The 24,879-nt window shown below is 72.1% G+C and carries 28 protein-coding genes and 1 riboswitch; of the genes, 17 read left to right on the top strand and 11 right to left on the bottom strand.

Going from position 1 to position 24,879, the window contains the following annotated elements; translation table 11 throughout:
• Positions 1–84: 84 nt before the first annotated feature.
• The 4 genes from U5C87_RS16000 to U5C87_RS16015 form a co-directional block, all read right to left on the bottom strand.
• A complete protein-coding gene (locus U5C87_RS16000; protein ID WP_330473510.1) occupies positions 85–1,674 on the bottom strand; it encodes a class I SAM-dependent methyltransferase in 1,590 nt (529 codons plus the stop codon).
• Positions 1,675–1,688: 14 nt separating this feature from the next.
• On the bottom strand, positions 1,689–3,302 hold the full coding sequence (gene lnt / locus U5C87_RS16005) for an apolipoprotein N-acyltransferase (protein WP_330473511.1): 1,614 nt from the start codon (positions 3,300–3,302) through the stop codon (positions 1,689–1,691).
• A gap of 528 nt (positions 3,303–3,830) precedes the next feature.
• Entirely contained in the window at positions 3,831–4,112 is a 282-nt protein-coding gene (locus U5C87_RS16010; protein ID WP_330473512.1) for a M23 family metallopeptidase, read from the bottom strand.
• Positions 4,084–5,256 carry a M23 family peptidase gene (locus U5C87_RS16015; protein ID WP_330473513.1) on the bottom strand — a complete coding sequence of 391 codons (1,173 nt, stop codon included), beginning with the start codon at positions 5,254–5,256 and terminating at the stop codon, positions 4,084–4,086. The genes U5C87_RS16010 and U5C87_RS16015 overlap by 29 nt, the downstream gene beginning before the upstream one ends.
• A gap of 232 nt (positions 5,257–5,488) precedes the next feature.
• On the opposite strand from U5C87_RS16015, the gene U5C87_RS16020 reads away from it, so the two are divergent.
• The 3 genes from U5C87_RS16020 (at position 5,489) to U5C87_RS16030 (ending at position 7,251) form a co-directional block, all read left to right on the top strand.
• Positions 5,489–5,668 (top strand): hypothetical protein, encoded by a 180-nt coding sequence (locus tag U5C87_RS16020; protein ID WP_330473514.1) that lies wholly within the window; start codon positions 5,489–5,491, stop codon positions 5,666–5,668.
• 686 nt (positions 5,669–6,354) lie between these two features.
• Positions 6,355–6,498, top strand: coding sequence for a hypothetical protein (locus tag U5C87_RS16025; RefSeq protein ID WP_330473515.1), 144 nt, complete (start codon positions 6,355–6,357; stop codon positions 6,496–6,498).
• 57 nt (positions 6,499–6,555) lie between these two features.
• Positions 6,556–7,251: a PIN domain-containing protein gene (locus U5C87_RS16030; protein WP_330473516.1), complete on the top strand. Its 696-nt coding sequence runs from the start codon at positions 6,556–6,558 to the stop codon at positions 7,249–7,251.
• 71 nt (positions 7,252–7,322) lie between these two features.
• Here the strand turns inward: U5C87_RS16030 and U5C87_RS16035 are convergent, their stop codons facing one another.
• Complete coding sequence (locus tag U5C87_RS16035; RefSeq protein WP_330473517.1) at positions 7,323–8,036, bottom strand: XRE family transcriptional regulator; 714 nt, start codon at positions 8,034–8,036, stop codon at positions 7,323–7,325.
• Positions 8,037–8,251: 215 nt separating this feature from the next.
• Between U5C87_RS16035 and U5C87_RS16040 the strand changes: the two genes are divergently transcribed.
• Complete coding sequence (locus tag U5C87_RS16040) at positions 8,252–9,493, top strand: DNA N-6-adenine-methyltransferase (RefSeq protein WP_330473518.1); 1,242 nt, start codon at positions 8,252–8,254, stop codon at positions 9,491–9,493.
• Here the strand turns inward: U5C87_RS16040 and ccsB are convergent.
• From ccsB to U5C87_RS16055, 3 genes are all read right to left on the bottom strand, one after another.
• Positions 9,478–10,563: a c-type cytochrome biogenesis protein CcsB gene (gene ccsB / locus U5C87_RS16045; RefSeq protein ID WP_330473519.1), complete on the bottom strand. Its 1,086-nt coding sequence runs from the start codon at positions 10,561–10,563 to the stop codon at positions 9,478–9,480. The genes U5C87_RS16040 and ccsB overlap by 16 nt on opposite strands.
• Positions 10,560–11,774, bottom strand: coding sequence for a sensor histidine kinase (locus U5C87_RS16050; RefSeq protein WP_330473520.1), 1,215 nt, complete (start codon positions 11,772–11,774; stop codon positions 10,560–10,562). Before U5C87_RS16050 ends, ccsB begins: the two co-directional genes overlap by 4 nt.
• Before the next feature lie 137 nt (positions 11,775–11,911).
• Positions 11,912–12,637, bottom strand: coding sequence for a response regulator transcription factor (locus U5C87_RS16055; RefSeq protein ID WP_330473521.1), 726 nt, complete (start codon positions 12,635–12,637; stop codon positions 11,912–11,914).
• A 267-nt stretch (positions 12,638–12,904) separates the two neighbouring features.
• Between U5C87_RS16055 and U5C87_RS16060 the strand changes: the two genes are divergently transcribed.
• The 13 genes from U5C87_RS16060 to U5C87_RS16120 all read left to right on the top strand — a co-directional run bounded on the left by U5C87_RS16060 (position 12,905) and on the right by U5C87_RS16120 (position 22,235).
• Positions 12,905–13,237 carry an SHOCT domain-containing protein gene (locus U5C87_RS16060; RefSeq protein WP_330473522.1) on the top strand — a complete coding sequence of 111 codons (333 nt, stop codon included), beginning with the start codon at positions 12,905–12,907 and terminating at the stop codon, positions 13,235–13,237.
• Positions 13,234–14,814 (top strand): multicopper oxidase family protein, encoded by a 1,581-nt coding sequence (locus U5C87_RS16065; protein ID WP_330473523.1) that lies wholly within the window; start codon positions 13,234–13,236, stop codon positions 14,812–14,814. Before U5C87_RS16060 ends, U5C87_RS16065 begins: the two co-directional genes overlap by 4 nt.
• Positions 14,811–15,716, top strand: coding sequence for a F510_1955 family glycosylhydrolase (locus U5C87_RS16070; RefSeq protein WP_330473524.1), 906 nt, complete (start codon positions 14,811–14,813; stop codon positions 15,714–15,716). The genes U5C87_RS16065 and U5C87_RS16070 overlap by 4 nt, the downstream gene beginning before the upstream one ends.
• Before the next feature lie 132 nt (positions 15,717–15,848).
• The gene (locus U5C87_RS16075) at positions 15,849–16,091 is read left to right on the top strand and encodes a hypothetical protein (RefSeq protein ID WP_330473525.1); all 243 of its coding nucleotides are present in this window, start codon (positions 15,849–15,851) and stop codon (positions 16,089–16,091) included.
• A complete protein-coding gene (locus tag U5C87_RS16080; protein ID WP_330473526.1) occupies positions 16,088–16,510 on the top strand; it encodes a hypothetical protein in 423 nt (140 codons plus the stop codon). The genes U5C87_RS16075 and U5C87_RS16080 overlap by 4 nt, the downstream gene beginning before the upstream one ends.
• A 401-nt stretch (positions 16,511–16,911) precedes the next feature.
• Complete coding sequence (locus tag U5C87_RS16085; protein WP_330473527.1) at positions 16,912–17,427, top strand: DUF305 domain-containing protein; 516 nt, start codon at positions 16,912–16,914, stop codon at positions 17,425–17,427.
• An 80-nt stretch (positions 17,428–17,507) separates the two neighbouring features.
• On the top strand, positions 17,508–18,509 hold the full coding sequence (locus U5C87_RS16090) for a prolipoprotein diacylglyceryl transferase family protein (protein WP_330473528.1): 1,002 nt from the start codon (positions 17,508–17,510) through the stop codon (positions 18,507–18,509).
• Positions 18,506–19,123, top strand: a complete 618-nt coding sequence (locus tag U5C87_RS16095) for a TlpA family protein disulfide reductase (protein WP_330473529.1) — start codon at positions 18,506–18,508, stop codon at positions 19,121–19,123. Before U5C87_RS16090 ends, U5C87_RS16095 begins: the two co-directional genes overlap by 4 nt.
• On the top strand, positions 19,120–19,866 hold the full coding sequence (locus U5C87_RS16100) for a cytochrome c biogenesis CcdA family protein (RefSeq protein WP_330473530.1): 747 nt from the start codon (positions 19,120–19,122) through the stop codon (positions 19,864–19,866). Before U5C87_RS16095 ends, U5C87_RS16100 begins: the two co-directional genes overlap by 4 nt.
• Positions 19,867–20,080: 214 nt before the next feature.
• A riboswitch (cyclic di-AMP (ydaO/yuaA leader) is annotated at positions 20,081–20,267 on the top strand.
• A 2-nt stretch (positions 20,268–20,269) separates the two neighbouring features.
• Complete coding sequence (locus tag U5C87_RS16105) at positions 20,270–21,121, top strand: CHAP domain-containing protein (RefSeq protein WP_330473531.1); 852 nt, start codon at positions 20,270–20,272, stop codon at positions 21,119–21,121.
• Between the two features lie 319 nt (positions 21,122–21,440).
• Positions 21,441–21,737 carry a helix-turn-helix domain-containing protein gene (locus U5C87_RS16110; RefSeq protein ID WP_330473532.1) on the top strand — a complete coding sequence of 99 codons (297 nt, stop codon included), beginning with the start codon at positions 21,441–21,443 and terminating at the stop codon, positions 21,735–21,737.
• A 4-nt stretch (positions 21,738–21,741) separates the two neighbouring features.
• Complete coding sequence (locus U5C87_RS16115) at positions 21,742–21,981, top strand: helix-turn-helix domain-containing protein (RefSeq protein WP_330473533.1); 240 nt, start codon at positions 21,742–21,744, stop codon at positions 21,979–21,981.
• Between the two features lie 74 nt (positions 21,982–22,055).
• Entirely contained in the window at positions 22,056–22,235 is a 180-nt protein-coding gene (locus tag U5C87_RS16120) for a hypothetical protein (RefSeq protein WP_330473534.1), read from the top strand.
• Positions 22,236–22,781: 546 nt separating this feature from the next.
• Here the strand turns inward: U5C87_RS16120 and U5C87_RS16125 are convergent.
• From U5C87_RS16125 to U5C87_RS16135, 3 genes are all read right to left on the bottom strand, one after another.
• A complete protein-coding gene (locus tag U5C87_RS16125) occupies positions 22,782–23,369 on the bottom strand; it encodes a hypothetical protein (protein ID WP_330473535.1) in 588 nt (195 codons plus the stop codon).
• A complete protein-coding gene (locus U5C87_RS16130) occupies positions 23,257–23,841 on the bottom strand; it encodes a hypothetical protein (protein ID WP_330473536.1) in 585 nt (194 codons plus the stop codon). The genes U5C87_RS16125 and U5C87_RS16130 overlap by 113 nt, the downstream gene beginning before the upstream one ends.
• Before the next feature lie 244 nt (positions 23,842–24,085).
• On the bottom strand, positions 24,086–24,502 hold the full coding sequence (locus U5C87_RS16135; protein WP_330473537.1) for a hypothetical protein: 417 nt from the start codon (positions 24,500–24,502) through the stop codon (positions 24,086–24,088).
• Positions 24,503–24,879 lie beyond the last annotated feature (377 nt).

A 24,879-nucleotide genomic window follows, 5' to 3' on the forward strand; every position in this document is an offset into this window, starting at 1 on the left:
TGCCGCCCCTGCCGCTCTCGCGCCCCTGCAGCCGCAGCCGGGCGCAGCCCTTGGCCGGGCCGGACATAGCGTGTGGTCAGGCGCTCAGACCGGTAGCTGACGGGCGTGCGCCTCTTCCACGACGAAGGGTCGGTCCACGTCCTCGACGACGACACGCTCGACGCTCGCGCACCCCAAGGCAACGACGGCAGCCGGGTGGAGCCGCTCAGCGTCGCCGGCCCCATGGACCAGGACGAGCACTCCGGAGGGGCGCAGCATCGGCGCCAGGCCCGCGAGCTCCGCGTTCACGCGGGCCGGACCACCGAGGTAGTAGAGCATCTCAGCGACGATGAGGACATCGATCGAGTCCACCCCCACGCCGTTCAGCACCAGAGCTGCGGTCCGCGCATCGGACTGTTCCACCCGCACCTGAGGCTGACCGCCCGTTCGGCGCCGGGCCGCAGCCACGGCGACCGGGCTGATGTCGAGACCGACGACCCTCGAGGACGGATACGCCTCTGCGATCGCCTGCAGGTTGTGACCGTCGGCGCAGCCGAGCTCGACGATGATGCCCGAACCGGCTCGTGCTGGCGGAAGGCTGGCCACCAGCATCTGCCGCTTGCGCCGCTCGTACGGGAGCCCGTCGTACCGCCAAGGATCCTCCGACAGCGAGAAGAGCGCCTGGAACACGCCCATGCGCAGGCGGCGCGCCACCGCGGCCGGCAGGGTGCCGATGACCTTGAACGCGGCCCGGTGCAGCCATTCGCCCGCTGCGGAACCCGTCGGCTCGCTCGGCAGGCTCAACGGCCCCTCCGAGTGCCCGCCCAAGCCCGCCCGAGAGCCCCCGCCCAAGCTGACGCCGGAGCTGAGGCCGGAGCGGGCCCGAGGTCGACGGCCAGCGAGCGCCGCCAACCACGCGAGAGCCAGGCCCAGCCGCCAGACCGCGACCGTCGCGATCGACGCGCCCGCCGAGAGACCCACCCCCGCCAACGTCGCCGCGAACACGACGTCGGCGAGCCCGACCCCGGCCGCAGGAACGCTCGCCAGCGTCACCACGCGGGCGACGACACCCGCCAAGCCCACCTCGAGAAGGCTCACGGCGACCCCTTCGGTGTGCGTCAGGGCCCACGCCGCCGCCGTCGTGGTCATCGCCACGACCACCTCGCCGAGGACGGCCGCAGCCGTCAGGTGCGGGCCGCGGACGGCCAGCCACCGGTTCCGGCCGGGAACGCGGGCGACGCGCCGCGTTGCGACGCACAGTCCGGCCAGCACCACCAGGGTCGTGGCCGCGACGAGACCGGCAGAGGCACGGGCCGGCAGATGCCCGGTGAGCACGAGGTATCCCGCGGCGAGCACCGAGGCCGGGACCAGGAGGGCAAGGGTGACCCCGGACGCTGCCGCAGCCAGCTCAGGTGGGGCGAGGCCGCCCCGGCCAACCGCAGCGGGATCGGTCCATGCCCAAGCCCGGGTCGGCGCCGACCGCGGCAGGCACGCCACCAGGTCAGCTCCGGCAAGCAGGCACCGCCGATGCGACACCCCGGGCGCGGCGGCACGCACCCGAACCCAGCCCGCGAGCAGCCACGCCGCCGCGGAGCCGGCGATCACCAGCACTGCCATGACGTCGCTGCGCACCACGAGGTCACCTGCGGCACGGGCCACGTCGAGTACCTGCAGCGCCAACGGCTGGACGGGCATCAGGAGGTTCGACATCACAAGCTCCTAGGCACGTCGGGACCGGACGTCCGCGCACGCGGCGGGCACGCTCGTTGCAGACGTGCCCGGCGCGGGCGGCGGCGTGCCACCGGGCCTGCGGCGCTCCACCACTTCGCGCCACCTGCCCGACGACCCGCGCCCCCGCCCCGGCCCTTGCCCGCGCCCCGGCTCCTCGTCCGGAGCCTGGCGGCCACGAGCACGACCAGAGCCGCCGTCGCCACCGCGTCGGGAAGGCCGCCGAGGCGGGTGGCCAGGGTGCGCTGCACCCGCAGCGGGAGCGCACCCCGGACCACCGCCTGGGTGAACAGTTCCGTGGTCTGCAGGACGGTGCCGTCCGGCCGGATGAGAGCGCTCTGCCCCACGGTGGAGATGTGCACGACCGACCGGCCGAACTCCATCGCACGGACACGGCTGATCGCGAGCTGCTGTGGTGACTCGGCCGTGAACCCGAACGTGGCGTTGTTCGTCTGCACCAGCAGCACGTTCGCGCCCTCCTCGACCGCGTCACGCATGAGAGCGTCGTAGGCAACCTCGAAGCAGATGGCGAGCCCCGCGCGGATCTGAACCCCGCTGGCGGCGGTCGTGGAGAAGATCCCGGCACCCGCTCCGGCCACGATGTCTCGCCGGACCAGGTCCACCTGGCGGCTGATGAGGCGCCAGAACGCACGGTTCGGGATGTACTCGGCGAACGGGACCGGGTGCTGCTTCACGTAGCGAGCGGTGTTGCCCCGGCCGGGCTCGAACAGCAGCGCCACGTTCGAGAGCTGGTGCGCGGGCTCTTCGAGCAGACCCCCGACGACGAGCGGGGCACCCACCGCGGCAACCGTCCCCTCGATCAGGTTGCGTGCGTCCGCGTTGCGCAGGGGGTCGATGTCGGAGGCGTTCTCCGGCCACACCACGAGGTCCGGCCGGGGCGCGCGACCGGCGGTCACGTCCTGCTGCGCGCGCGCGGTCGCGTCCACGTGGTTGTCCAAGACGGCTCGCCGTTCGCTGTTGAAGTCCAGCCCGGCCCGCGGGACGTTGCCCTGAACTCCGAGGAACTGCGCCGTCGGGCCCTGGACCGGCAGCGGCACCGCGTAGCCGGACAGCATGAGCGCCGCCGCGACCCCCAGAGCCGGCACGGCGCGTACCACCCCGGCGGGTGGCCTCGCGCGCCCCGCCCGGTCCGCGCGCAGAACCTGCTGGGCGGCCACAGCAGCGAGCGCGCCGGTGAGAGCGACGACGAGCGCCACGCCGGGGGTGCCACCCACAGCCACGAGCCGGCCGAACGGTGAATCCGCCTGGCTGAACGCGACCTTCAACCAGGGGAAGCCGCCGTAGGGCGCCCGGGCCCGGACGCCCTCAGCGACGACCCAGGCGAGCGCGAACGCCACCGGTCGGACCCGGCCTGAGCGGCTCAGCCACCCGTAGAGCGCACCGAACAGCGCGAGGAAGAACGCTTCCAGCAGGGACAGCGCGACCCAGGGAACCGGCCCGACGTAGATCCCAGACCATTGCAGGCTCGGGAGGAAGAACGCCGCCCCGACGGTCAGGCCCAGCATGAAGCCTTTCCGAGCGCCGGTGCCGGTCAGGACGAGGGCGAGCAGGCTCAACGACAGCGGCGCGGCCACCCAAACATTGGCCGTGGGAAACGCTACCGACAAGAGACCACCGGCCACCAGGGCCAGCAAGGCGCGAAACGACCGGAGCGACCGGAGCGACCGGAGCGACCGAGGTGACACCGGGACACGGCTCTCGTCGCGGGCGCTGGGGGGCCGTGCCGAGAGCCCGCCGGTCGCCGCGTCAGCCGTAGACAGCGCGTCGACCGACCGGCGCGTCACGTTCCTCCTTCGGGGCCTGGACGCGACCCTCATGCCGCGGCCTTCTTGCGGGGACTCATGCCGGGGACTCATGCCGGGGACTCATGCCGGGGACTCATGCCGGGGACTCATGCCGGGGACTCATGCCGGGGACTCGTCGCGGCGACGTCAGCACGGGAGGCACCCGGAGGAGGCACCGGGAGGCGCCGGGAGGCTGTGACGCGCGTGCCAACGCCCGCGGCCAACTCGCCGGCGTCCGCGGCTGCGAGGTGCACCGTCGACACGGCACGGTCACGCCGGGTCGGTCGCCGGCGGCGCCGTGACACCACCCGAGGCGGGTCACAGCCACCCGTCCGGGTTTACAGGACGACCGTCCTCGTAAGTGCCGAAGTGCAAGTGACACCCGGTCGAGAAGCCTGTCGTCCCCACGTACCCGATGACCTGGCCTCGCCGGACGGGGCCGTCCCACGTGGCGACCCGTGACAGGTGGTTGTAGCTGGTGACCAGGTCGACGCCGCGGCGGATGCCGTGGTCGACGAGGACCTGGTTCCCCCAGCCGCTCGAGTTCCAGCCGGCGCGGATGACCTGCCCGTCAGCGGCTGCGTACCCCCGGCGTTCCACACGCGGCGGCGATGTCGAGGCCGTCGTGGAGCATCCACCGCTGCAGCACCGGGTGCCACCGCATGCCGTAGCGCGAGGTGATCGTGCCCGCGAGGGGACTACCCAACCCTCCGTTCGTGCGGGTCACGGGCGGCGGGAGCGATGGCCGATACGTCCGTCCCGCTCGGCGCGCCGCGGCCGCCTTCGCGTTCTCGGCCCGGATCTTCGCGGCTCGGGCCGCCTCGCGCAGCTGCTCGGCCCGTCGGGCGATGCGGGCCCGCTCGAGCAGGACAGTCTGCAGGCGGCGCGCGTCCGCACGTTTGGCCGCGAGTTCGCTCTCCTCCTGAGCCTTGCGAACGGTGAGCTCCTGAGCTTGGCGGGTCTGGCTCGTGCGCAGCACCTGCAGCGATCGTTGTGCCGCGGCCGCGTTGTCGCGCGCGGTCACCGCGTTCCGCTTGGCGATCTCGGCCTGGCTGGCCGCGAACGTGGCGGTCCCAGTTGCCGCTTGCGCCTGCTCCCAGGACTGACGGACCTGCCCACGGAGCGCACGGACCTCGGCGGCCACCGCGGTCAGGTACCCCTGCGTGGCCCTGCTCTCGCTCGCGGCGACACCGACCTGGTCGATGGCATCGGCACCGATCTGGCTGGCGATGTCGGCCAGGGCCGAACGCTCAGCCAGCGTTCGCGGTGACGACATGCCCAGGAGCAGGCTCAGCTGCGGTGACGGCTGGCCGGACTGGAACACCTCAGCTGCGTACGCGTCGAGGGCGTCCTGGGACGCGTCGAGCCGGTCGGCGTCAAGCGCGCGCTGCTCGGTGGCTCGCTGCTGCCTCGCCACCGCTTCCGCGAGCCGCTGGGTGACCGCCTCGTATCGGGCCTTGGCCTCCTGCTGCGCGCGGACGGCTCGCTCCCGGGTGAGCACGGCGTCACGCTCGGCGGCGATCGAGGCGGTAAGGACCTGGCGCGCGCGGGTCAGCGCCTGACCGGCGCGTGGAAGGCGCGCCTCAGTGCTCCTCAGGGTGACGTACGCGGCCGCCAGGTCCGCACCGGTGTTACGAACCACCTGCTCGATGCGTGCAACGTCGCGGTCCGCTTCACGCTTCTGGTCCTCGATGCTGTCGGCGCCCGCCGGCCAGCTTGACGTGACGGCGATCAGGACGGTCACGACGGCGACATGGCGCGTGCGCCGCCGGCGCGGCCGTGCCGGCGAGGTGGGCACGGGGACAGGTGGGCGCAGGAGCATAAGGAAACGTGTACTCAACGTGTGACCAGAGTGACCGGTGAGATCCCTGAAGATTTCATGAAGATCACCCGCGTCCCTTGAGCCCGGTGCGCATGGGCGGAACCAGCTCGATGCCCGGACGCCATCGGTGCGGCCCCCTGGGTCGCGCGCACCGTTGGCGCCCTACCCAGGGGATATCCGTTTCGCCGAGCTCTTCATCCCTGGCGAGCGCGCGAAGCCGGTCGTCATCGTCTCAAGCGAGACCTACGCGTCCGAGCTGGGATACGACCTGTTCATCGTCTGTCGCAAGACGAGCAACCCGGCCCCGGCCCGTCAGTTCGAGGTGCCCCTCTGACAGGGTGGCAAGGTGGTCTGCTCCGACGTGCGCACCGTCTCCAGACACGACTTGGTGACGCGGACCACCAACGAGCACACGCGGTGATCAGGCGTGAGCGTGTTGCCGTCCTTGAGGCAACGCGCACCATGCTGGGTCTGCCGGTCGGTCAGGTGTCTCAGGCCGGGATGGAAGCCGAGGCGGTAAAGTTGAGCGCGAAGGAGGGGTATCCATGGCTCGTGTTGCCCGCGCGGATGCACGCATTCGTACGATGAAGCTCGTTCAGAGCTCTGAGAAGCCAGCCGTCACTGCCCCCAGCGCTCAGCGCGTCGCGCGCGTGTCGGCCCGCACCCGTCGCGACCCTGTGTGGCGCGCGGAGGACTGAGCCTAAGCGGCTCTCACCTGGTCCCTCCTCTCGTGGGGCCTGCTTCTCGGTAGCTGGCCACGCCAGTAGACCGACGTCCACCCATCACCGTCGGTTGCACATGCGCTGGAAGCGCAGAGGGCAGGCGTCGTCGCCCCGGTGACCGGCACGGGCGTCCTGTGACCGTCCGCCGCTGCGGCCCGGGTCACCGGCCGTGAGATGGTCACCCGGTGCCCACCAGTGAGCAAGACCTCCGAGCTGCCTCCCGGTCGTTCCTCGGGCCCGCCGACCAGCGCTACTGAGGCACCCGGACGCGGTGAGGTTCTCGGGTACGGTCCTCCACATGCCGAGGACGCCGCCCACGCCGTACGCCGACACACTGATGGCGGAGCTCGACGCGATTGCTGCCGACTACGCAGCGGTGCTCCAGCGGTCCGAGATTCGGAACATCGACCCGAACCGTCACGGCGGTGGGGGCATCAGCTGAATCGGCTACGCCACCCATGGGTGGGCCCCCAGCGATGGCGAGCTCGAAGCCGCCCGAATGTCCGTTCTCGCTCGGCTGCGCGACTGGGCTCCGCGCTTCCGGCTGCTGTTCCCTCATCCGACAGCCCAGGTCGAGAAGCGTCACGACAAGGCCATCAAGCACCTCGAGAGGTGGCTGCTGCGGGGCAACGGCAACGACAGGTCCGTCCCGGTCAGCATCCCCGCTGCGCTCGCGGCGGTCGAGGACTCGGTCGCAACCCTGCGGTCCGCTCGCGAGCTCCTGCCGGACGACGAGTTCAAGCACAGGCTCGTGGTGGACACCAACGCACTCCTGGACGAGCCTGACCTGGCCGCCTACGCCCCCGTGATCGGGAGGCGGTACATGGCGCACATCCTGCCGGTTGTCCTGCGCGAACTCGATGACCTGAAGCGCGCCGGCCGAAACGACACGGTCCGAGAGGCAGCACGCAAGGCCGATCGCCGCCTGAAGGGGCTCCGCGACAACGGCGACGTCCGAACGGGCGCCAAGGTGGCGGGCGACGTGTGGGCGGCGTTCGAGCACCTCGAGCCACGCCGCGAAGGTCTTCCGTCGTGGCTCGACCTCGACGTGCCTGACGACCGCTTCGTGGCCTCAGCCCTTCTTCTGCAGAGCCGCCACTCGGGCTCAGCGCTGGTCGTCGCGACCAGCGACCTGAACATGCAGACGAAACTAGCTGCGGTCGCACTGCCATTTGTCGAGCCACCGGAGCGCTGAACTCGGGAGCCTCCGACGATGGGCGGTCACCTCGGGAGGTAGCGACTGAGGCGGAGCTGCGACTCGTGCGGCTATGGCCATGGCGCGTCGACGGGGACGGCTTCGAGTCGGGTCCCGAGGTGCGCGCACAGGGCTGCGAGGGTGCGGATGCTGACGAAGCGGAATCCCTTGAGGTGGTACAGCTCCGTGACGGTGTTGTGGCGCACCCCGACCGCGCGGGCGACCGCCCTCCTGGAGACTCCAGCGGCCCACATCCGCTGCTGGAGCTGCCCCAAGGCCTCGATCTGCCAGGGGATGGCTGGCCCGTAACCAGCGCGGCGCCAGGACGCCACCCGGGCCGCTGCAGCGCCGCCGTGCTCGGCGGCGTCACCGGCCGGGGAGCCAGGCACCTGCACCCGGCAGCCCAGCACGTCGGCGACGATGGCCACCGTCTCGAAGCTCGGCCACGCGCTGCCCTGCTCGAGCCCGGTCAGGACCGACAGCGCCAGCCCGGTCTGGCCGCTCAACGCCCGCAGGCTCAGGCCACGGGAGGCCCGGGCCCCCACCAGCTGTGACGCGAGGTGCCGATAGCCCTCGACGCTGCGTCGCTCGAGGTCGTTGACGTAGCTCTCGTCCGGGCGGGTCGCCAACGTCCACCGCCACTTCCCGTCCGGGCCGCGGCGGCCGCGCGGAGCGGGCCAGCTCGCCGGCGCCTCCGGCGGTGGTGCGCTCGGGATGCGGCGACCGTTCTCGTCCGTGGGCGCGAGCAGCCAGCCCAGCGTGCGTTCCCAGTCCTGCGGCGCCACGCGGCTTCCCCTGTCGTCCCGACTGTATCGGCCCACCGATCCAACCATGCCGGGCACAGTCGTCAGCGGTTCAGCGCACATTCCAGCCACATCACCACAGCCGCTGAACCCGCGGCCAGCAGCACCCGCTGCCCAACGGACGCCTCGCCGAGCAACCCCACCCGCATCGGGTGCCCGACTCGGCGGTTCTCAACGAACCCTCGAGGCAGCCGCTCATGTCCGCGACCACGTCCAACCCCGCCATCGCCAAGGTGATGTTCTCCTCGGCGTCCGACGACTGGGCGACCCCCCAGGCGTTCTACGACGCGCTCGACGCCGAGTTCGGCTTCATTCTCGACGCATGCTCGAGCACCACCAACCACAAGGCCCCGCACTTCTTCGCCCTCGACCACCCTGACCCTGACCGCCGCGACGGTCTCGCCGGCGACTGGGCCGCGGACGCCCGCACCCACCAGGGGGCGGTCTGGCTCAACCCCGTCTACGGCCGCACCATCGGCGACTGGATGGCCAAGGCCGCGGCGACGGCCCGCGCCGGCGCAACCGTCGTCTGTCTGGTGCCGGCACGCACGGACACCCGGTGGTTCCACGACCACGTCCTGGCCGAAGGGGCTGAGGTCCGCTACGTCCGCGGTCGGCTGAAGTTCGGCAGCGCCACCACCGGCGCTCCGTTCGCCAGCCTGGTCATCATCTACCGCGGCGCCTCCTCGGTCGGGGCGGCCGAGGAGTCGTCAGCCGAGGTCGTCGCGACCCGGCCACAGGGTGACGTGCAGGATGTCCTCGAGTCTGGCGACCGTGACGAGGTCCGGCCAGGTTCGGCCGCCCATCAAGTCGTGGACGGCTGCAGCGGCGATGAGCCCGGCCCTTTTCGGGCCTTCGATGGAGGCACGCTCATGGGCAGGAGAGCCACCGGCGCCCGCCGGTACCGGTCCGCGGGGCCGTCGGCGTCATCGCCAGCCACCCGGGTTTCAGCGCTGCGCCTCCCCCCGTCAGGGCGCGTTTCGGTACTCCGTCGGCAGCTCAGCATCGACGGCGGCCGCGAGCGTCGGGGCGCAGGCGGCCAGGGCCTGTCGGGTCACCAGCAGGAGCGAGAGCGTGGTGCCACGCTCGTCGTCGACGGGGAACGCGGCCTCCGGGTGGCGCCGGGCGAAGGAGCGGATCAGGTCAGCGTCACGGGTCACCCGCTCGACATCGTCGGCGGTGGCTGCGGGCTGGCAGCGCGCAGCGATCTCATGCAGCGCGTCGTGCACCGGTTGCACCTGAGCCGGGGGCAGCGTCGCCGCAGCGGTGACCGTGACCGGCGGAGGCCAGCGGTCCGGCCCCGCGGTCGTTGCGTGCTCGGACCGGACGGTCATCAGCACGGCGACGCCGAGCCCGGCCACCACTGCCGCGACGGCGAGCGCCGTCACGAGGCCCCGCGACGGCGCCGCCAGGGGTGGCACGGTCACATCCCGGAGTAGTTGTGCATCCCGGCGAAGGTGGCCATCAGGTTCACGAGGGTGAAGTTGATGATCACCGCGACGTAGCCGGCGAGAGCGATGTAGGTGGTCTTGCGCGCGTTGACCCCGGCGGTGGCCCGACCGTGCATGTAGGCGGCGTAGACCGTCCAGATGATGAAGGTCCACGCCTCCTTCGGATCCCACTGCCAGTACGCACCCCACGCCTCCTTGGCCCAGATCGCGCCCGCGATCAACGTGAACGTCCACAGGATGAACGCGACCATGTTCAGCGAGTAGGCGCCGCGCTCCAGGGTGCCCGCGTCCGGGACGGTGGCGAGGAACCGGGCACGTACGGTTCCGGTGCGGGCCCGGTGCGCCTGCACGAGGGACAGCACGCCGAGGGCGAAGCCGATGGTGAAGAACGCGACGGCGAGGAACGCGATCGAGACGTGGATGCCCAGCCAGTACGACTTCAGGGCCGGCATCAGCTCCCCGGCCTCGGTGTACAGGACGGTCACGGACAAGCCCAGGACGAGCAGGATGGGCGCAACGATGAACAGGCCCAGCCACTGCCACTGGTTGCGGCGGGCGAGCGCGCTGTAGACGGCGCCGACGGCCGCGGCGGCCGCGGTCGTGAACTCGAACATGTTGCCCCACGGTGGCCGCATCACGGCGATCCCGCGCAGCAGCACCGACCCGATGAGCAGGAGGGTCGCGAGGTAGGTGAGCATCAACGCGACACTGCCGCGCTGGCGGCTGACCCGGCTCTGGGTCTGCATGGGCGCGGCCCCATCCCGCACGTCGTGCACGATGGAGATACCGGCCGGTCCAGGCAGCCCCGTACGGGCGCCGACGGATCCGGCCCTAGCGAGCGACGGTTCCTCAACTGCTGCGTCGGCGTGCGCCGCGCGGGCCCCCGCAGCCGTAGCTGTGGGTGTGGCTGTGGGTGTGGCTGTGGGTGTGGCCGAGGAGGTCTTGGTCGTCGTCCGTGCCGCCAGGTGCCAGGCGAAGGCGAGCATGGCGAGGGTGAAGACGATCATGGACGAGTAGAGGGCCAGGTTCGCGTCGGCAGCAAGCGTCTCGGGGGTCATCGCATCTCCTGAGGATCTGAGGGCTCCGTGGGCGGCTCCGTGGGCGGCCCCGTGGGTCGTGCCGTCTCAATGGCGGCGTCGGTCGCGAGGCCCGCCTGGGCCGTGGTCCCGGCGTCGGCGCTGGCTGGGGTGGCGGGTCGAGCGGGCAGCGTGGGCAGCGTGACCGTGAACGTTGCACCGTGCCCGAGACCGCGGCTGGCAGCGGTGAGCGAGCCGCCGAGAGCGTCCGCGACGGCCTTGCTGATGGTCAGACCGATCCCGGAGCCGCCGTGTGCCCGGTCTCGGGCCGTGTCACCGCGGTAGAACCGTTCGAAGACGTGCGGCAGTTGCTCGGCAGCGATGCCGTCGCCGTTGTCACGGACGTCGATCGCGACCTCGGCATCGACCAGGAGGGCAGTGACGGTCACGGTGCCTCCCGCCGGGGTGTGCCGTAGCGCGTTGCCGAGCAGGTTGGCGCCGATCTGCCCGAACCGTTGCGGGTCGACACTCACCGTCGTCCCGGCGGCGGGCTCCGCGTCGACCACCAGGTTGACGCCCTTGAGCTGGTACGCGGCGCGGGCCGCGTCCGCGGCTGCCCACACCAGGTCCGCGACGCGGCAGGGTCGCAGGTCCAGCGGGATGCGTCCCTCCTCGGCGCGGGACACGTCATCGAGGTCCTCGGCCAGCCGGCCCAGCCGGTCGCTCTGGTCGAGCAGGACCGCCGCGACGTGATCGTCCCAGCCCACGACACCGTCCTGCAGGCCCTCGCTGTACGCGCGGACCGTCGCGACCGGGGTACGCATCTCGTGGGCCAGGTCCGACAGCAGCTGCCGGCGGGTGTCCTCGACCTGCTCGAGCCGGGCGGCCATGGTGTTGAACGCCTCGGCGAGCGTGTCCAGTTCGCGGCTGGCGCCCGTGACGGCCACCCGACGGTCGTAGTGCCCCCGGGAGACTTCCCGCGCTGCACGGGTCAGCGCCCCCAGGGGTGCCTGCAGTCGTCCGCTGAGGTACCAGGCCACGACGGACGCGCAGCCGAGGGCGACGACGAGGGCGATGCCCAAGGACGTGAGGCTGCTGTCGCGGAATGCCTCCTCGATGTGACCGAGCTCGGGCGAGTCCGCCGGGTGACCCGCTCGGATCAGGTGCTCGTGGAAGATCGGTGGGCCCAGCAGGGCCGCGACCACCGCGGCCGTGACGATGCTCGCCACGAGCACCGCCAACAGGGCCACCATGAGCCTCGTTGCCAGGCTCTGGCTCCCCCACGACCAACGGGGGCGCGACCATCGCGACCCGCCCACCGACCCGAGCCGCCCCGACCCGAGCCGCCGCGACCCGGCCCCGGGACGCTCGCCGCCGGTGACCCGCGGGCTCATCCGCGTCCCATCCGGTACCCGACGCCGCGCACGGTGGTGATGAAGCGCGGGTTGGTCGAGTCGTCGCCGAACTTGCGGCGCAGGTGCGCAATGTGCACGTCGACGATGTGCTCGTCACCGACCCAGGCCGCGTCCCACACCTCGTCGATGAGCTGCCGCCGCGACCAGGCCAGGTTCGGCCGTTCGCTCAGGACCGCGACGATGTCGAACTCGGTCCGTGTCAGGGCGACCGGTTCCCCGTCCACGCTCACCTCGCGGCTCTCGTGGTCGATCCGCAGTGGCCCGAAGACGCTCACCGTGCCAGGTCGCAGACGTGACTCGTCAGGGCGTGCCGGACGTGGACGACGCAGCACCGTCTGGACCCGGGCCACCAGCTCGCGCGGGCTGAACGGCTTCGTGAGGTAGTCGTCAGCGCCGACGGACAGGCCGATGAGCTTGTCGGTCTCGTGCGAGCGCGCGGTCAGCATGATGATGTAGCAGTCGCTGAAGGTGCGGACCTGCCGGCACACCTCCACGCCGTCCAGACCCGGCAGGCCCAGGTCGAGGATCATGACGTCCGGTGCCTGCTCACGGGCTGCCGCGACCGCGTCAGGTCCCGAATGGACCAGCGCCGGCGCGAAACCCGCCTCCGTCAGGTAGGTGCCGACCAGCGCGGCAAGGGAGCGTTCGTCGTCGACGACGAGGACGCGCGCGGGAGGGAACTCGGTGGCCGGACTGCTCATGCCCGCCAGTGTCCACGCCCCGACTCGGGCCTGGTCACCGCGCACGGCCAAAGGCGCGAACCTTCGTTGAATCTTCATGAAAAGTGGGTCGAACCCCAACTCCCCCGGCTGAGTCTGGACATGCGGACAACGGGCGCACCGAGCGTCCCGCCGCGCGCCACGGACGGCGCCACGGACGGCGCCACGGACGGCGCCGCAGCGGCCGCGTCGTCGGCGCGAGCCGCCGTCGGGCGCGTCGTCCCGGCGAGGACGAAGAGGAGGAACGACATGATGTGGACCTCCGGGATGGGACCCGGGATGTGGCTGCTCATGGTCGCAGGCACGCTCGGCTTCTGGGTTCTGGTCGCCATGCTCGTGCGCGCCATCTTCCACGACCGCGCCCCCGAGTCCGGAGCCGCGGTGGTCCCGAGCCCGCTGCACGTGCTGGCTGACCGGTTGGCCCGCGGTGAGATCACCCTCGAAGAGTACGAGCAGCGCCGGACCGCGTTGACCGGGCTGGCCGCACACCCGGACCGACCGGCGCCGTCCCCGACCGCGGCCGCGCCGCGGTCCCCCCTGACCGTTCCCGATCCGACGAAGGACCGCCACCACTCATCATGAGCATCATCTCTCGACGCACCCTGCTCCTCGGCCTGGGCGGGGCGGGGTCCGCCGCAGCCCTGGCCGCCTGCACCACCACCGGCCCGAACACGCCAGGCGCCACCGGCGCCCCGACACCCGGACGGGCCTTCGGGACCGGTCCAGCCGTCACGCCCACCCGTGGGCAGCGGGTCGTCGAGAAGGTCCTCACCCCCAAGGTGTCCACCGTCGACCTGGGCGGGCCCGTCGTGTCGACCTGGACCTACGACGACTCGGTCCCCGGTCCCCTGATCCGCGCCAACGCCGGCGACCTGATCCGGGTCCGGCTGGACAACCAGCTCCCCGCGGAGACCACGGTGCACTGGCACGGGATCCGGCTGGCCAACGCTGCCGACGGCGTCCCCGGTCTGACCCAGGATCCGGTCCAGCGCGGCGCCGGGTACACGTACGCGTTCACCGCGCCCGACCCCGGCACGTACTTCTACCACCCGCACGTGGGACTCCAGCTCGACCGGGGCCTGTACGCCCCGCTGATCGTCGATGACCCCACCGAGCCCGGCACGTACGACGCCGAATGGGTCCTCGTGCTGGACGACTGGATCGACGGGACCGGCCGGACCCCGGAGCAGGTGCTCGCCGACCTCAAGTCCGGCACGGGCATGACCGGCATGACAGGCATGTCAGGGATGACGGGGATGGACCACGGCTCGACAGGCTCGATGGGCTCGATGGGGGGCACCGCGACCGCGACCCCGTCCGGTTCCATGGGCGGCTCCATGGGCGGGATGCAGATGGGGCCCGAACCGTTCGGAGATGCCGGCGACGTCACCTACCCGCACTTCCTGGTCAACGGGCGCGTCCCGACCGCGCCCACGCAGCTGCGAGCCCGCCCCGGTCAACGCGTCCGGTTGCGGATCATCAACGCCGCCGCGGACACGATCTTCACCGTCGCCCTCGGCGGGCACGACCTGACCATCACGCACAGCGACGGGTTCGCGGTGCAACCGACCCGGACCCGGGCCTTGCACCTCGGGATGGGCGAACGCTACGACGCGGTCGTCACCGTCAAGGACGGAGTGTTCCCCTTCGTGGCGGTCCCGTTCGGCAAGACCGGGCAGGCGATGGCGGTGCTGCGCACGTCGCCGAACGGGACACCACCGGCGGCGACCGTGCGCCCGGACGAGCTCACCGGGCCGGCCCTGATCGGCTCGCAGCTGCAGCCGGCCGAGTCCGCGCGGCTGGCTGCGCGCCAGCCGGACGTCACCGCGCCCGTCGCGCTGACCGGGCAGATGAGCCCGTACGCGTGGGGGATCAACGGGGCCCCGTACGGGCGCAACGACCCGGTGCTGGTCCGTCACGGGCAGCGGGTCCGGCTGAACCTGGTCAACCAGACGATGATGGCCCACCCGTACCACGTGCACGGGCACACGTTCGCGCTCGCAGGCTCCGGCCTGCGCAAGGACACTGTCCTGCTCCGGCCGATGCAGTCGCTGCCGATCGAGATCGACGCGGACAACGTCGGATCGTGGATGACCCACTGTCACAACATCTACCACGCGGAGGCCGGCATGATGCTCGAGCTGCGGTACCAGCAGTGACGCGCCCGACCATCCCCCGACGGCTGCTCCTCACGGGGCTGCCGCTGGCCGCCGTCGGCGTCCTCACCGCCTGCGGCAGCTCGGCGGCCGGCTCAACGGACCCCAGCCGACCCGACGGGCCCGCGGGCGGCGAAAGCGGGACCAGTGACGGGACCGGTGACGGGACCGGTGACGTCGCGATCACGCACATCCACCGAGCGATACGCGACCGGGACACGATCCTGCTCGCGACCCACCAGGGGCTGTTCCAGCTGGGCGCAGCCGGCCAGCTCACCGCGGTCGGCCCGCCCATCGACCTGATGGGCTTCGACATCGCAGCCGACGGGACCTACCTGGCCTCCGGTCACCCCGCACCGGGCAGCGACCTGCCGCAACCGGTCGGGCTGATCCGGTCCACGGACCGAGGCCGGACCTGGGCGCAGCGCTCCCGCGGTGGCCAGTCCGACTTTCACGCGCTGACCGCACTCGGGGACGGAGCGCTGGCCTTCGACGACGCCTTGCGGTACAGCCCGGACGGGGTCACCTGGCAGGTCCGGCAGATCCCGGCCCCGCCGCGCGACCTCGCCGCCGGGCCCGACGGGACCGTCCTGGCCACCACCGAACGCGGCCTACTGGCCTCGGACGACCGCGGGCTGACATGGCGCACCGTGCCCACTCCGCAGCTGCTCGTGACGGTCGACTGGGCCGGGCCCGGGACCGTCGTCGGCGCCAGCACCACGGGCGTCCTGGTCGTCAGCCGGGACGCCGGCGTCAGCTGGACCGTCGGACCCCGCAGCGTCGGAGAGGTCGCTGCAGTCACCGCGTCCCAGCCCAGCGCGGAACAGCTCGAGGTCCTCGTCGTGGTCGGCGCCCAGGTCCTTCGCACCGACGACCTGGGCGCCCGGACCACAGCCCTGCTCTAGGCACCCGGTGCCGGTGGGAACCCCCACCGGTCGCCGCCGCCCACCACGGAACGCCCGAGACCCGGCCACGGCGCACGCCGCGTTGCCGGCCCGGCGCGTCCACGACCGGAACCGAAACCGAAGGAGACCCCGTTGCCACCCTCGTCGTCCACAGCTGACCCGTTCGAGGCCTACAGCCGGTACCGGCGCCGCGTCCGCTACGGGCAGGTGCTCATGGTGGTCGGCGCCACCATCGCCCTGGTCCACCTCGTGCTGCACCTGGCCGGCAGTCCGTCCGGCTGGACCGACCTCGCGGCCGGCTACCCGGTTGCCGGGCTCGTCTTCATGGCCGGTGTGTGGCTGGCCGGCCAGACCGAACCCAAGCGGAAACAGTGACCCCGTCCGGGATCCCCGCCCACACCCTCGTCCCCCTCACCCTGCTCCTCACCGCAGCCGCAGCGCTCGTTGCGAGTCTCGCGTTCCGGCTCGCCCGCGACACCCAGCGGCGCGCCGGCTGGCTCGGCGTCAGCGCGCCGCTGCTGCCGGCGGCGCGTCCGCACCTGGCCCGCGACGGCGCGGACCTCACCGCTGTCGTCCTCGCCACCATCCTGCTCTTCGCGGCCGTGATGGTCGCCCAACGGACCCGGGTCGCCCAGCTTCCTCTGTTCTGGGAAGGCCGTGTCGACCGGGCAGCCGAGCGGCTGGCGCTCGAACACCGCCAGACGCGTGAGCCGCCACCCAGTCGAGGGCCCGGCCCGGCGCCGCGCGCCCGGCAGCCCTGGTGGATCCGACGCCGGGGCCACGCAGGCGGCTAGGGGCCAGCGACCGAAGCCATCCGCGCCATCCCCGCACCGACCCACCGTTGAACCGCCCGCCCGCCATGGTGCAGCAGGTGCAGAAGGTGCAGCGTCAGCCCGGTCCCGGGCGGCGCCAAGCCTTCTTCATCAAACCTTCATGGAACCCTGACCGTTCGTCGGTCCGCCTCCGCGAGGGTCGTATCTCGTTGTCTGTCGATGAAGACGTCCCACGGGCTGGCTGACCGCTCGCCGAGCCGGCCAACCCGTACACGTCCTTGAGGAGTTACTGCATGCGTTCGTCCATCCGTCGTCTCATCCCCGCCGCTGGGGCCCTTCTGGTAGCCGGCGTCCTCACCGCATGCTCCGGATCGACCGGATCGACCGGCTCGATGCCGGGCATGGACCACGGTTCGTCGGGCATGTCCAGCATGCCGACCGGGGGCGCGACGACCTTTACCGCGACGGCCGGCGCGTCCACGGCTGGCGACGTGACGTTCGCGCAGATGATGATCCCGCACCACGAGCAGGCCGTCGAGATGGCCGACATCGCCCTGGGGAAGCCGGCCGCCTCCGCGCAGGTCCGAGCGCTGGCGACGCAGATCAAGGCCGGTCAGGACCCCGAGATCCAGAAGATGCGTGGCTGGCTCCAGGCCTGGGGTGCGCCGCTGCCCACCGACGGGATGAGCCACGAAGGCATGGCGGGCATGTCCGGCCAGGGCATGATGACGCAAGCTGACATGGACGCTCTCAAGGCCGCAGACGGGGCCGCGTTCGACACGCAGTGGGTCACCATGATGACCGAGCACCACGACGGAGCCATCACCATGGCCAAGCAGGTCCTGTCCACCACGCAGAACCCGGAGGTCAAGGCCCTCGCGGAGGCCGTCGTCAAGGCGCAGACCGACGAGATCGCCACCATGAAGAGCCTGACCTGACCGGCCCGACACGTGAGTGAGAACAGGCCCCAAACAGAGACTCCGTCCAAGCCTGAGACGACGATCGTTGTGGACGTGACGTGCTGACGGCCGCGACTGCCGCAGCGGCAGCGGCGCCGCCCGCAGCCGAGTGGAGCTACCCGACCGTGCCGACCGTGCTCGGCATCTCACCCCACGGGCTGCTGTCCGCAGTGGGGATCGTGCTCGCCTGGGCCCTGCTGCGCCGGACGCTGCAGCGCCGGGGCCTCGACGTCGGCGCCGCCGAGGCGGCCGTCATGTGGGCCATCCCAGCCGGGCTGGTCGGCGCACGCGTCGACTACGTCATCTCGCACCCGACCCAGTTCACCTCGCTGTGGCAGATGCTCGAGGTCTGGCGCGGCGGCATGGCCCTCTTCGGCGGCCTCCTCGGCGGCGTGGCCGGCGCACTCGTCGTGCTGCGCCGGCGCCGCGTCCCGGTCCTGCCGGTCCTGGACGCCGCAGCGGCCCCGCTCGCGGCCGGGATCGCGGTGGGTCGGATCGGTGACCTGCTGCTCGGGGACCACCTCGGGCGGCCACTGACCGGCACGTGGGGCATCGGATACCTGGTCCAGCCCGGCTCGGTCCTCGCACCCGGCTTCTCCCCCAGTCCGGCCCGGGCTCCGGGTCTCGGCGAGAGCTGCACGGACCCGGGCGCGTTCTACGCGGGCTGCGCCTACCACCTCACCCCCGCCTACGACCTGCTCGCCGCCGCCGCGATCGCGCTCCTGCTCGTCCTGGCCTCCCGCTGGATTCGGCCGATGCCCGGCGTCGCGATCAGCATCTTCGCGCTGCTCTACGCCGGGCAACGCCTGGCCCTCGACGCGGCACGCGGGATCGACGAACGACCATTCGCCGGCCTGACCGGCACCCAGCTCATCGCCGCGGTCGTCGTGACGGCCGCAGCCGCGTGGCTCGTCACCACCGCGGCTCGGCTCCGCCGCCGGACGATGACGCGCCCGTCCCGCGACGCGCAGACCCCACTCGAGGGCGAAGCTGAACCCGCAGCCGAGAGCAACCAGGCAGCGCCCGGGTCCGCGTCATCACGGGCGGGAGACCCATCGTGAACGGCCTCCGCCGGCGACACGTCCCCGGTGCCCGCCTGGCGTGGGTGGCCACGGGCGTGGCCGTGCTCGTCACGACGGCCGGGTGCGGCACGTCGGGGGCGAGCTCCGTCGCGGCGCAAGCCCGCTCCGGGGACCGGAAGGGGTACGTCTCCGGCGACGGCAGCGTCGAACGGGTCGACGCCGCCGACCGCGGCCCGGCCCTGGCCCTGGCCGGACCGACCGTCGACGGGCGCACCTGGTCGCTGCAGGAGCACTCCGGTCAGGTCGTCGTCGTCAACGTGTGGGGCTCGTGGTGCCCGCCGTGCATCACCGAGACCCCCGCGCTCGAGAAGGCCTACCGGACCCTGACCGCCCGGTACCAGGACGTCGCGTTCATCGGGCTGGACACCAAGGAGGGCCCCGAGTCCGCTCTCGCGTTCATCCGCGCGAACCACGTCCCGTACCCGTCGCTCGCCTACGACGGGGGGCAGCGGATGCTGTCGCTCAACGGCAAGGCCGCCGCCACCCCGACGACGTTGGTCCTGGACCGCCAGCACCGGATCGCGGCCCGCGTGCTCGGGCCGGTGACCGCCGCGACGCTGGGCGGGCTCGTCGAGGACGTGCGGGCCGGATGACGCCCACCGACCTGACGGCCGCCCCGGTCCTGGTGGCACTCGGCGTCGCCGCGCTCGCTGGCGTCGTCTCGTTCGCGTCCCCGTGCGTGCTGCCGCTCGTTCCCGGCTTCCTCGGGTACGTGACCGGGCTGTCCGACCAGCCGCTCGCTGACCGCCGCCGCGGTCGGATGGTCCTGGGGGCGCTGCTGTTCGTGCTCGGCTTCAGCACCGTCTTCCTCGTCGGCGCCGGGATCGTCGCGGCCGCGTCCCTGACGCTGCAGGAACACCAGTCCGGCCTTCTGCGAGTCAGCGGCGCGGTCGTCGTCATCACCGCCCTGGTCTCTCTCGGGGTCGGCCGCTCCTGGTCGCTGACGCCCCGGTGGCGCCCACCCACCGGGCTGGGCGGTGCGCCGCTGCTCGGCGTCGCCTTCGGGATCGGGTGGGGACCCTGCCAGGGCCCGACACTCGCGGCGATCCTCGCCATGGCCGCTCCCCTGTCCGCGCAGTCCGGCACGGTCACCCGCGGCGTCGCCCTCGCCCTCGCCTACTGCCTCGGCCTCGGCCTTCCCTTCCTGGCCATGGCAGCCGGGTACGAACGAGCGAGCCGAGCCAGCGAGTGGCTGCGTCGACACCGGCAACCCATCCGGCTGACCGGCGCCATCGTCCTGCTCACCGTCGGGACCCTCATGCTCGGCGGTCTCTGGGAACCGGTCATCACGTGGCTCCAGTCACGCCTCATCAACAACTTCCAGACGGTCATCTGAACGCCCTGACCAACCGTCCCCGCCACTCCCCCCAGCCGCACCACCTGCGCACCGAGACCTCGACCGAAAGAAGGACCGACCGACACCCTCCACACCCTCCACACCCTCCACCACCCATGACATGACCGACCCGACCGGGCCCACGGCCCGACGGACATCCCTGAGCAGGCGAGCTACCCGTCGTACTCGCCCTGCACCCAGCCCACTCCGGGCACTCACCGAGGCGCCGAATCCTGCCACCTCGAGGAGTCCACACCCACCACGCACGGCAGGAACGGGGAAACCACCACCGGACACGCAGCCGCGACGTCCTCGGGGTGAAGCCGACGCTCACGCGCCGGCCGGGTCACCACCTCCGACCCGAACCCGACAGCTAACCCCGCAGGCGCGAGAGAGGCCACCGATGAACACCACCCGACGTCCCGGCCGGCACCGACCCCCCGGCAAACCCAACCCGCTCACCGAGCTTGGAACCCTCGCCCGCGAGTCCGCGCAGCCTGCCATGAAGGGGGCCGCGATCCTTGCCGCCACCGGCGGGCTCATCAGCACGCTGGCCCCGTCGGCCTCGGCCGAGAGCAGCTCGAGCGCCAGCGCGCCCGCCGTCACCGGCCCCGCCTCCGCGACGACGTCCGGCAGCGCGACGGCAGTGCCCGGCATGACCGCCCGGCCGGCGCTCACCTCGATCGGGTTCACCCCGAAGCCGAAGGCCGTGAACGCACCGGCCGCGACGGTCATCACCGACGTCGCCGTGCAGCAGAAGCGCGACGCGGCCCACCGGGCGGCGGCCGCCAGACGGGAAGCGCAGGCCCGTGCCTCCCGCGACCAGGCGCGACGAGCGCTGAGCGGGTCCGCGTCCGCGGACACCAGCGTGGGCGTCTCCGTCCCACGCGCAAGCGCAGGCGGTCGCTCCTCGTACAACTGGGGATCACCCGGGCAGTGCACGTGGGGCGTGCTCAACAAGTGGTACCAGTCCGAGGGCTACTACCCCGGTGGCTGGACCGGCAACGCCCTCGTCTGGGGCACGCGAGCCGCGGACGCCGGATACACCGTCAGCGGGACGCCCCGGACGCGGTCGGTCGTCGTGATGCAGCCGGGCGTGCACGGCTCGTCGAGCGCCGGTCACCTCGGCTGGGTCACCGCGGTGAACGGAGACCAGGTCACCATCATCGAGATGAACGCGCTGGCCGGACCGTTCAACTACAACACCCGAACCGTCACGGACATCAGCGGCATGCAGTACATCTACGCTCCGTAGGACCGCTGCCACGACCGGGCCTGCGGGCGCCCCCGCTCGACGCGGGGGCGCCCGCACGCGGGCTGCGGCTCGACCGACATCGTCGGCTCGCTGCACCCAAGGCCCGGTCAGCCCGGTCAGCCCGGTCAGCCCGGTCAGCCCGGTGGGCCATTCCAACGGGGATGGGCAGGGATGCATGTTGCCTGCGTTTCGCCCCGCATCTCAGGTCCGTCGATGCCACCGCCCAGGTGGGCCTCCCCGTCAGGAATCTCGAAGGGCCCTCTGGACATGTCTCACGCCTGTAGCTGAACCCGTGAACAGCCATGGCATCATCTCGGCCATGCGACGGAGAACGACTGAGTCAGCCCTCGAGCGCACGTCGCCGGTCGCTCCGCGGTTCTACACGCTGAGCGACGTCGCGACCCTGCTCGCGAGCACCGAGGCCCAGGTGTACGCGTTCGTGCGCACCGGGGACCTGCCCGCGATCAAGATCGGCGGCCGCGGCCAGTGGCGCATCGAGATCACGGTGCTCGACCAGTGGATCGCAGACCAGTACGAGGCCACCAAGGTCTACGTCCTGGAGCACCCGATCCTCGATGCGTCGCGGAAGGCCGGACCGCGCACGGTGGAGGACTGAGCCGGTGCCCTACCCCGGCCGCCCGGTCCTCGACGTGCTGCCCGAGTTCGTCGGCACGGCCTCGACCAGGCCGACGCCGCAGCAGCGGGAGCGGCTGCTCGCGTTCTGCGCCGAGCAGTACCGCGCCGGCCGCTCCATCCACGAGCTCGCCGAGCTGACCGGTCGCACCCAGTCCGCGGTGCGTCGGGCGCTCGACCAGGCGGGCGTTCCTCGCCGTGGCCGCGGCGCTCCGCAGGTATCGTGATCGCCATGATGATCGGCGGTCGACTCCCAGCCTGAGCCCGACAGGCGGGCACGGGCCTCACCTGAGGAGTCACCATGCGCACGAAGCGCTGGATCGTCGTCACGCTCGAGAGCTGCTGCTGCGTCATCGACCGCCTGCCCGGCTGGACCTACCCCGTCGTCGGCCGCTGGCTCGGATGCCCGAGCGGGTTCGCATTCTGGTCCGGCCGGCTGGATCGACGATGGGGCACCGGTCTCACCCGACAGCTCCCGTAGGCGGCTCCTAACCGTCGGGCGGTCGGCGCCGGATCGCGGGATCGACGGTGAGTGCCTTGATCGGCGCGTAGCCTGAAGGCGATCGAAGGAGGGCCTCATGCCAGGCCTCATCGTTGCGCTCGTGGTCCTCGCTCTGGCCGTTGGGACACGCAGCGCCCCCGCGCGCATCAAGGGTCTCTGTCGTGAGCTCGCGGCCGAAGCCGCCATGGCACCGTGTGCCGTGTGCCTCACTGGCGCAGCGCTCGTCGCCCGAGCGCGTGCTCATTGGCCCGCCCGCGGCTGGCTTCTAGCTGTCGCGGCCTTCCCGCGACGGACCGGCTACCCACGTGTTCTGGAAACCTGACGAAGCACGCTCATCGGCAGGACAGAAACCGTGACCGACCAGCCACGTGGCGCGAGCATCGACGGGCCCGCTGACCACCCGCATCCCGCACGCCGCCAGCACCGCAGTAGTTCACCCGCGGTCCTCCTTGCCCGATCGGCGCGCAGCGCCGGCGGGCACCGCAGCGTCCCCGGGCGGCATGGACCGACGCGCTGTCGGGCCGGTCATCGGAGCGCCGGCTCGAACGGGGGGTCGACCGCGTCGCCCTCCCCCGGCGTCCTGGCCGCCACCAACCCGACTGCCAACCCGCCGAGGGTGGCCAGAGCGATCGTGCCGAGCCACATCTGTACCGGCCAGGCGAGCATGCCCGCTGCAGCGAGCCCGACCAGCTGACCGCTCCAGACGCCCGCAGGCAGCAGCGCACCCATCCGGGAGAGGTCCTGCCCGGGCCCCCAGCGACGCTCGCTCCAGCGCAACGCCGAGTCCGCCACAGCGGCTCCCGCGACTGCTCCCACCGCGGGCCAGAGGAACTCGAACCGGGTCAGGGCGGCCCCACCGAACGCGGCCCCGGCGACCAGCGCCGGCAGCGCGCCCGGGCCGAGCCGCCCGTGCGCACGCAGCCAGAGCGCAGACACGACGAGCAGGACCGTCGTCACGAGGTACGCGGCCAGGCCCGCTGCCGCCGGGATCTCCGCCTCGTTATGTCCGGGCGCACCCTCCGGGATGCTCGTCAGCGCCAGCCGCGCCGCCGGGTCCACGAACACCGAGACGTAGCTGAGGAAGAAGCCCGCCAGGGCTGTCACCGCTGTCATCGACCTTCACGGCCGGCCATGCGAGCGCGATCCGCGGCTCCGAGCGCCGGCTGACCGAGCGAAACGGAGATGACAAGAGCAGGACACCCCCGACGAGGAGAAGAAGGTGCGTAGGGCTCACGAGCGCGTCGATGCCGACCTCGATGCCGAACGCCACGTGCCACAGCATGTCCAGGACTCCGCCGGCCGCGAACACCGCGACGCCGGCGATCCCGGCCGCGTACCCGGCCGGCACCGCGCGGCGCCACCGGGCCCCCCGGCGGCGCGCGACCATGGTCGCCGTGCCCAGCAGGAGGGCCAGCGCCGTAAAGCTTCCGTAGAGCGCGGCATGCCACGGCGAGAAGAACGTGTCGAGCCCACCGATGTTCAGGTGTGCCCACCCGTCCGAGTAGACCGAGGCCACGACCACGAGCCCGAGGATGGCGGCACCGCGGTCGAGCGGCCGAACGCGCGCCTGCTGCAGAGTTCGCACTGAGATCCCTCTCCTTCGCTATACCCTATGGGGGTATGGCGAAGGTATCACCGGCCGTGCCGTTGGTCCACGGTCGCGGGACATCAGCACATGCGTCTTTGCCATCCTGCCGGAGTGCACCTGCGGCGCCGGTGCGGGCCAGCCGGTCGACGCTCCGGCGGCACTCCGGCAGATCGCGCAGGCCGACGCCCGGGCCGCCCCGTCAGGCACCAGACCGCGCGGGGTCGACGTGACGTGGCAGACGTCAACCGGATGCGCCGGCGCCCGTTCCGTCGGCGTCCGTCTCACGCTGTCGCTCTGCGCGCTGACGTCTCAGCTCCTCGCTCAGCTGACGCATGAAGCACTCGTCATCCTCCGGGCCGACCGGCCGTGACGCGGATCCGCGCGCTCCGCCGCCCCCGGCCGGCGCCCGCGAGCGCGCACGGGACTGAGCCCCTCGCCGGTCCTTGCCGGGACCCGCAGACGCCGAGGGATCATGGAGCCTCTCGAGCTGCGCCCGCTGCTGCGTGCCACCGGGCTCGCCCGAGGCGTCGCGGTCCGTCGCTGCGTCACGGCCGAACCGGCTGATGACCCAGCCCAGCCACCCGAACAGGCCGACGGCGACCAAGCCGATGAGGTACTTGACCGGATGGTCCCCGGAGACGGCGCCGGTCTGCGTCATCGAACCGGGGGCGGCCAGGAGCGCGCCGGCCAACGCGGTGTACGACCGATACCCAAGCTGGGCCGGATCCGTGGCCTGTCGACGCTGCGGATGGGGCATCACCCCGACGTGTGCGAGCGCGGCGGGTCCAGCCGCCGACGGGCCGGTCCGTGAAGCCCGACCACGTGTCTTCCCAGTTCCGCGCATCTGTGCCACCTCCTGCTGCTCGAGCACTACGGCGGCCTGCCGGACGGCCTCGGGCGACCGTGGGACGCAGCCCGCCCGGCGCCGCTCGGGCAGGCACCCAGAGCCGCCGCCTGGCCTCATCGTCAGGGGTGATGGCCAGCCTCCCCGTGCAGATTCGATGAAGAACCGATGTCGCCTCCCAAGCAGACGAC

This window comes from Terrabacter sp. C0L_2 (genome assembly GCF_036352015.1).
In the GTDB taxonomy this organism is placed as follows: Bacteria; Actinomycetota; Actinomycetes; order Actinomycetales; family Dermatophilaceae; genus Terrabacter; species Terrabacter tumescens.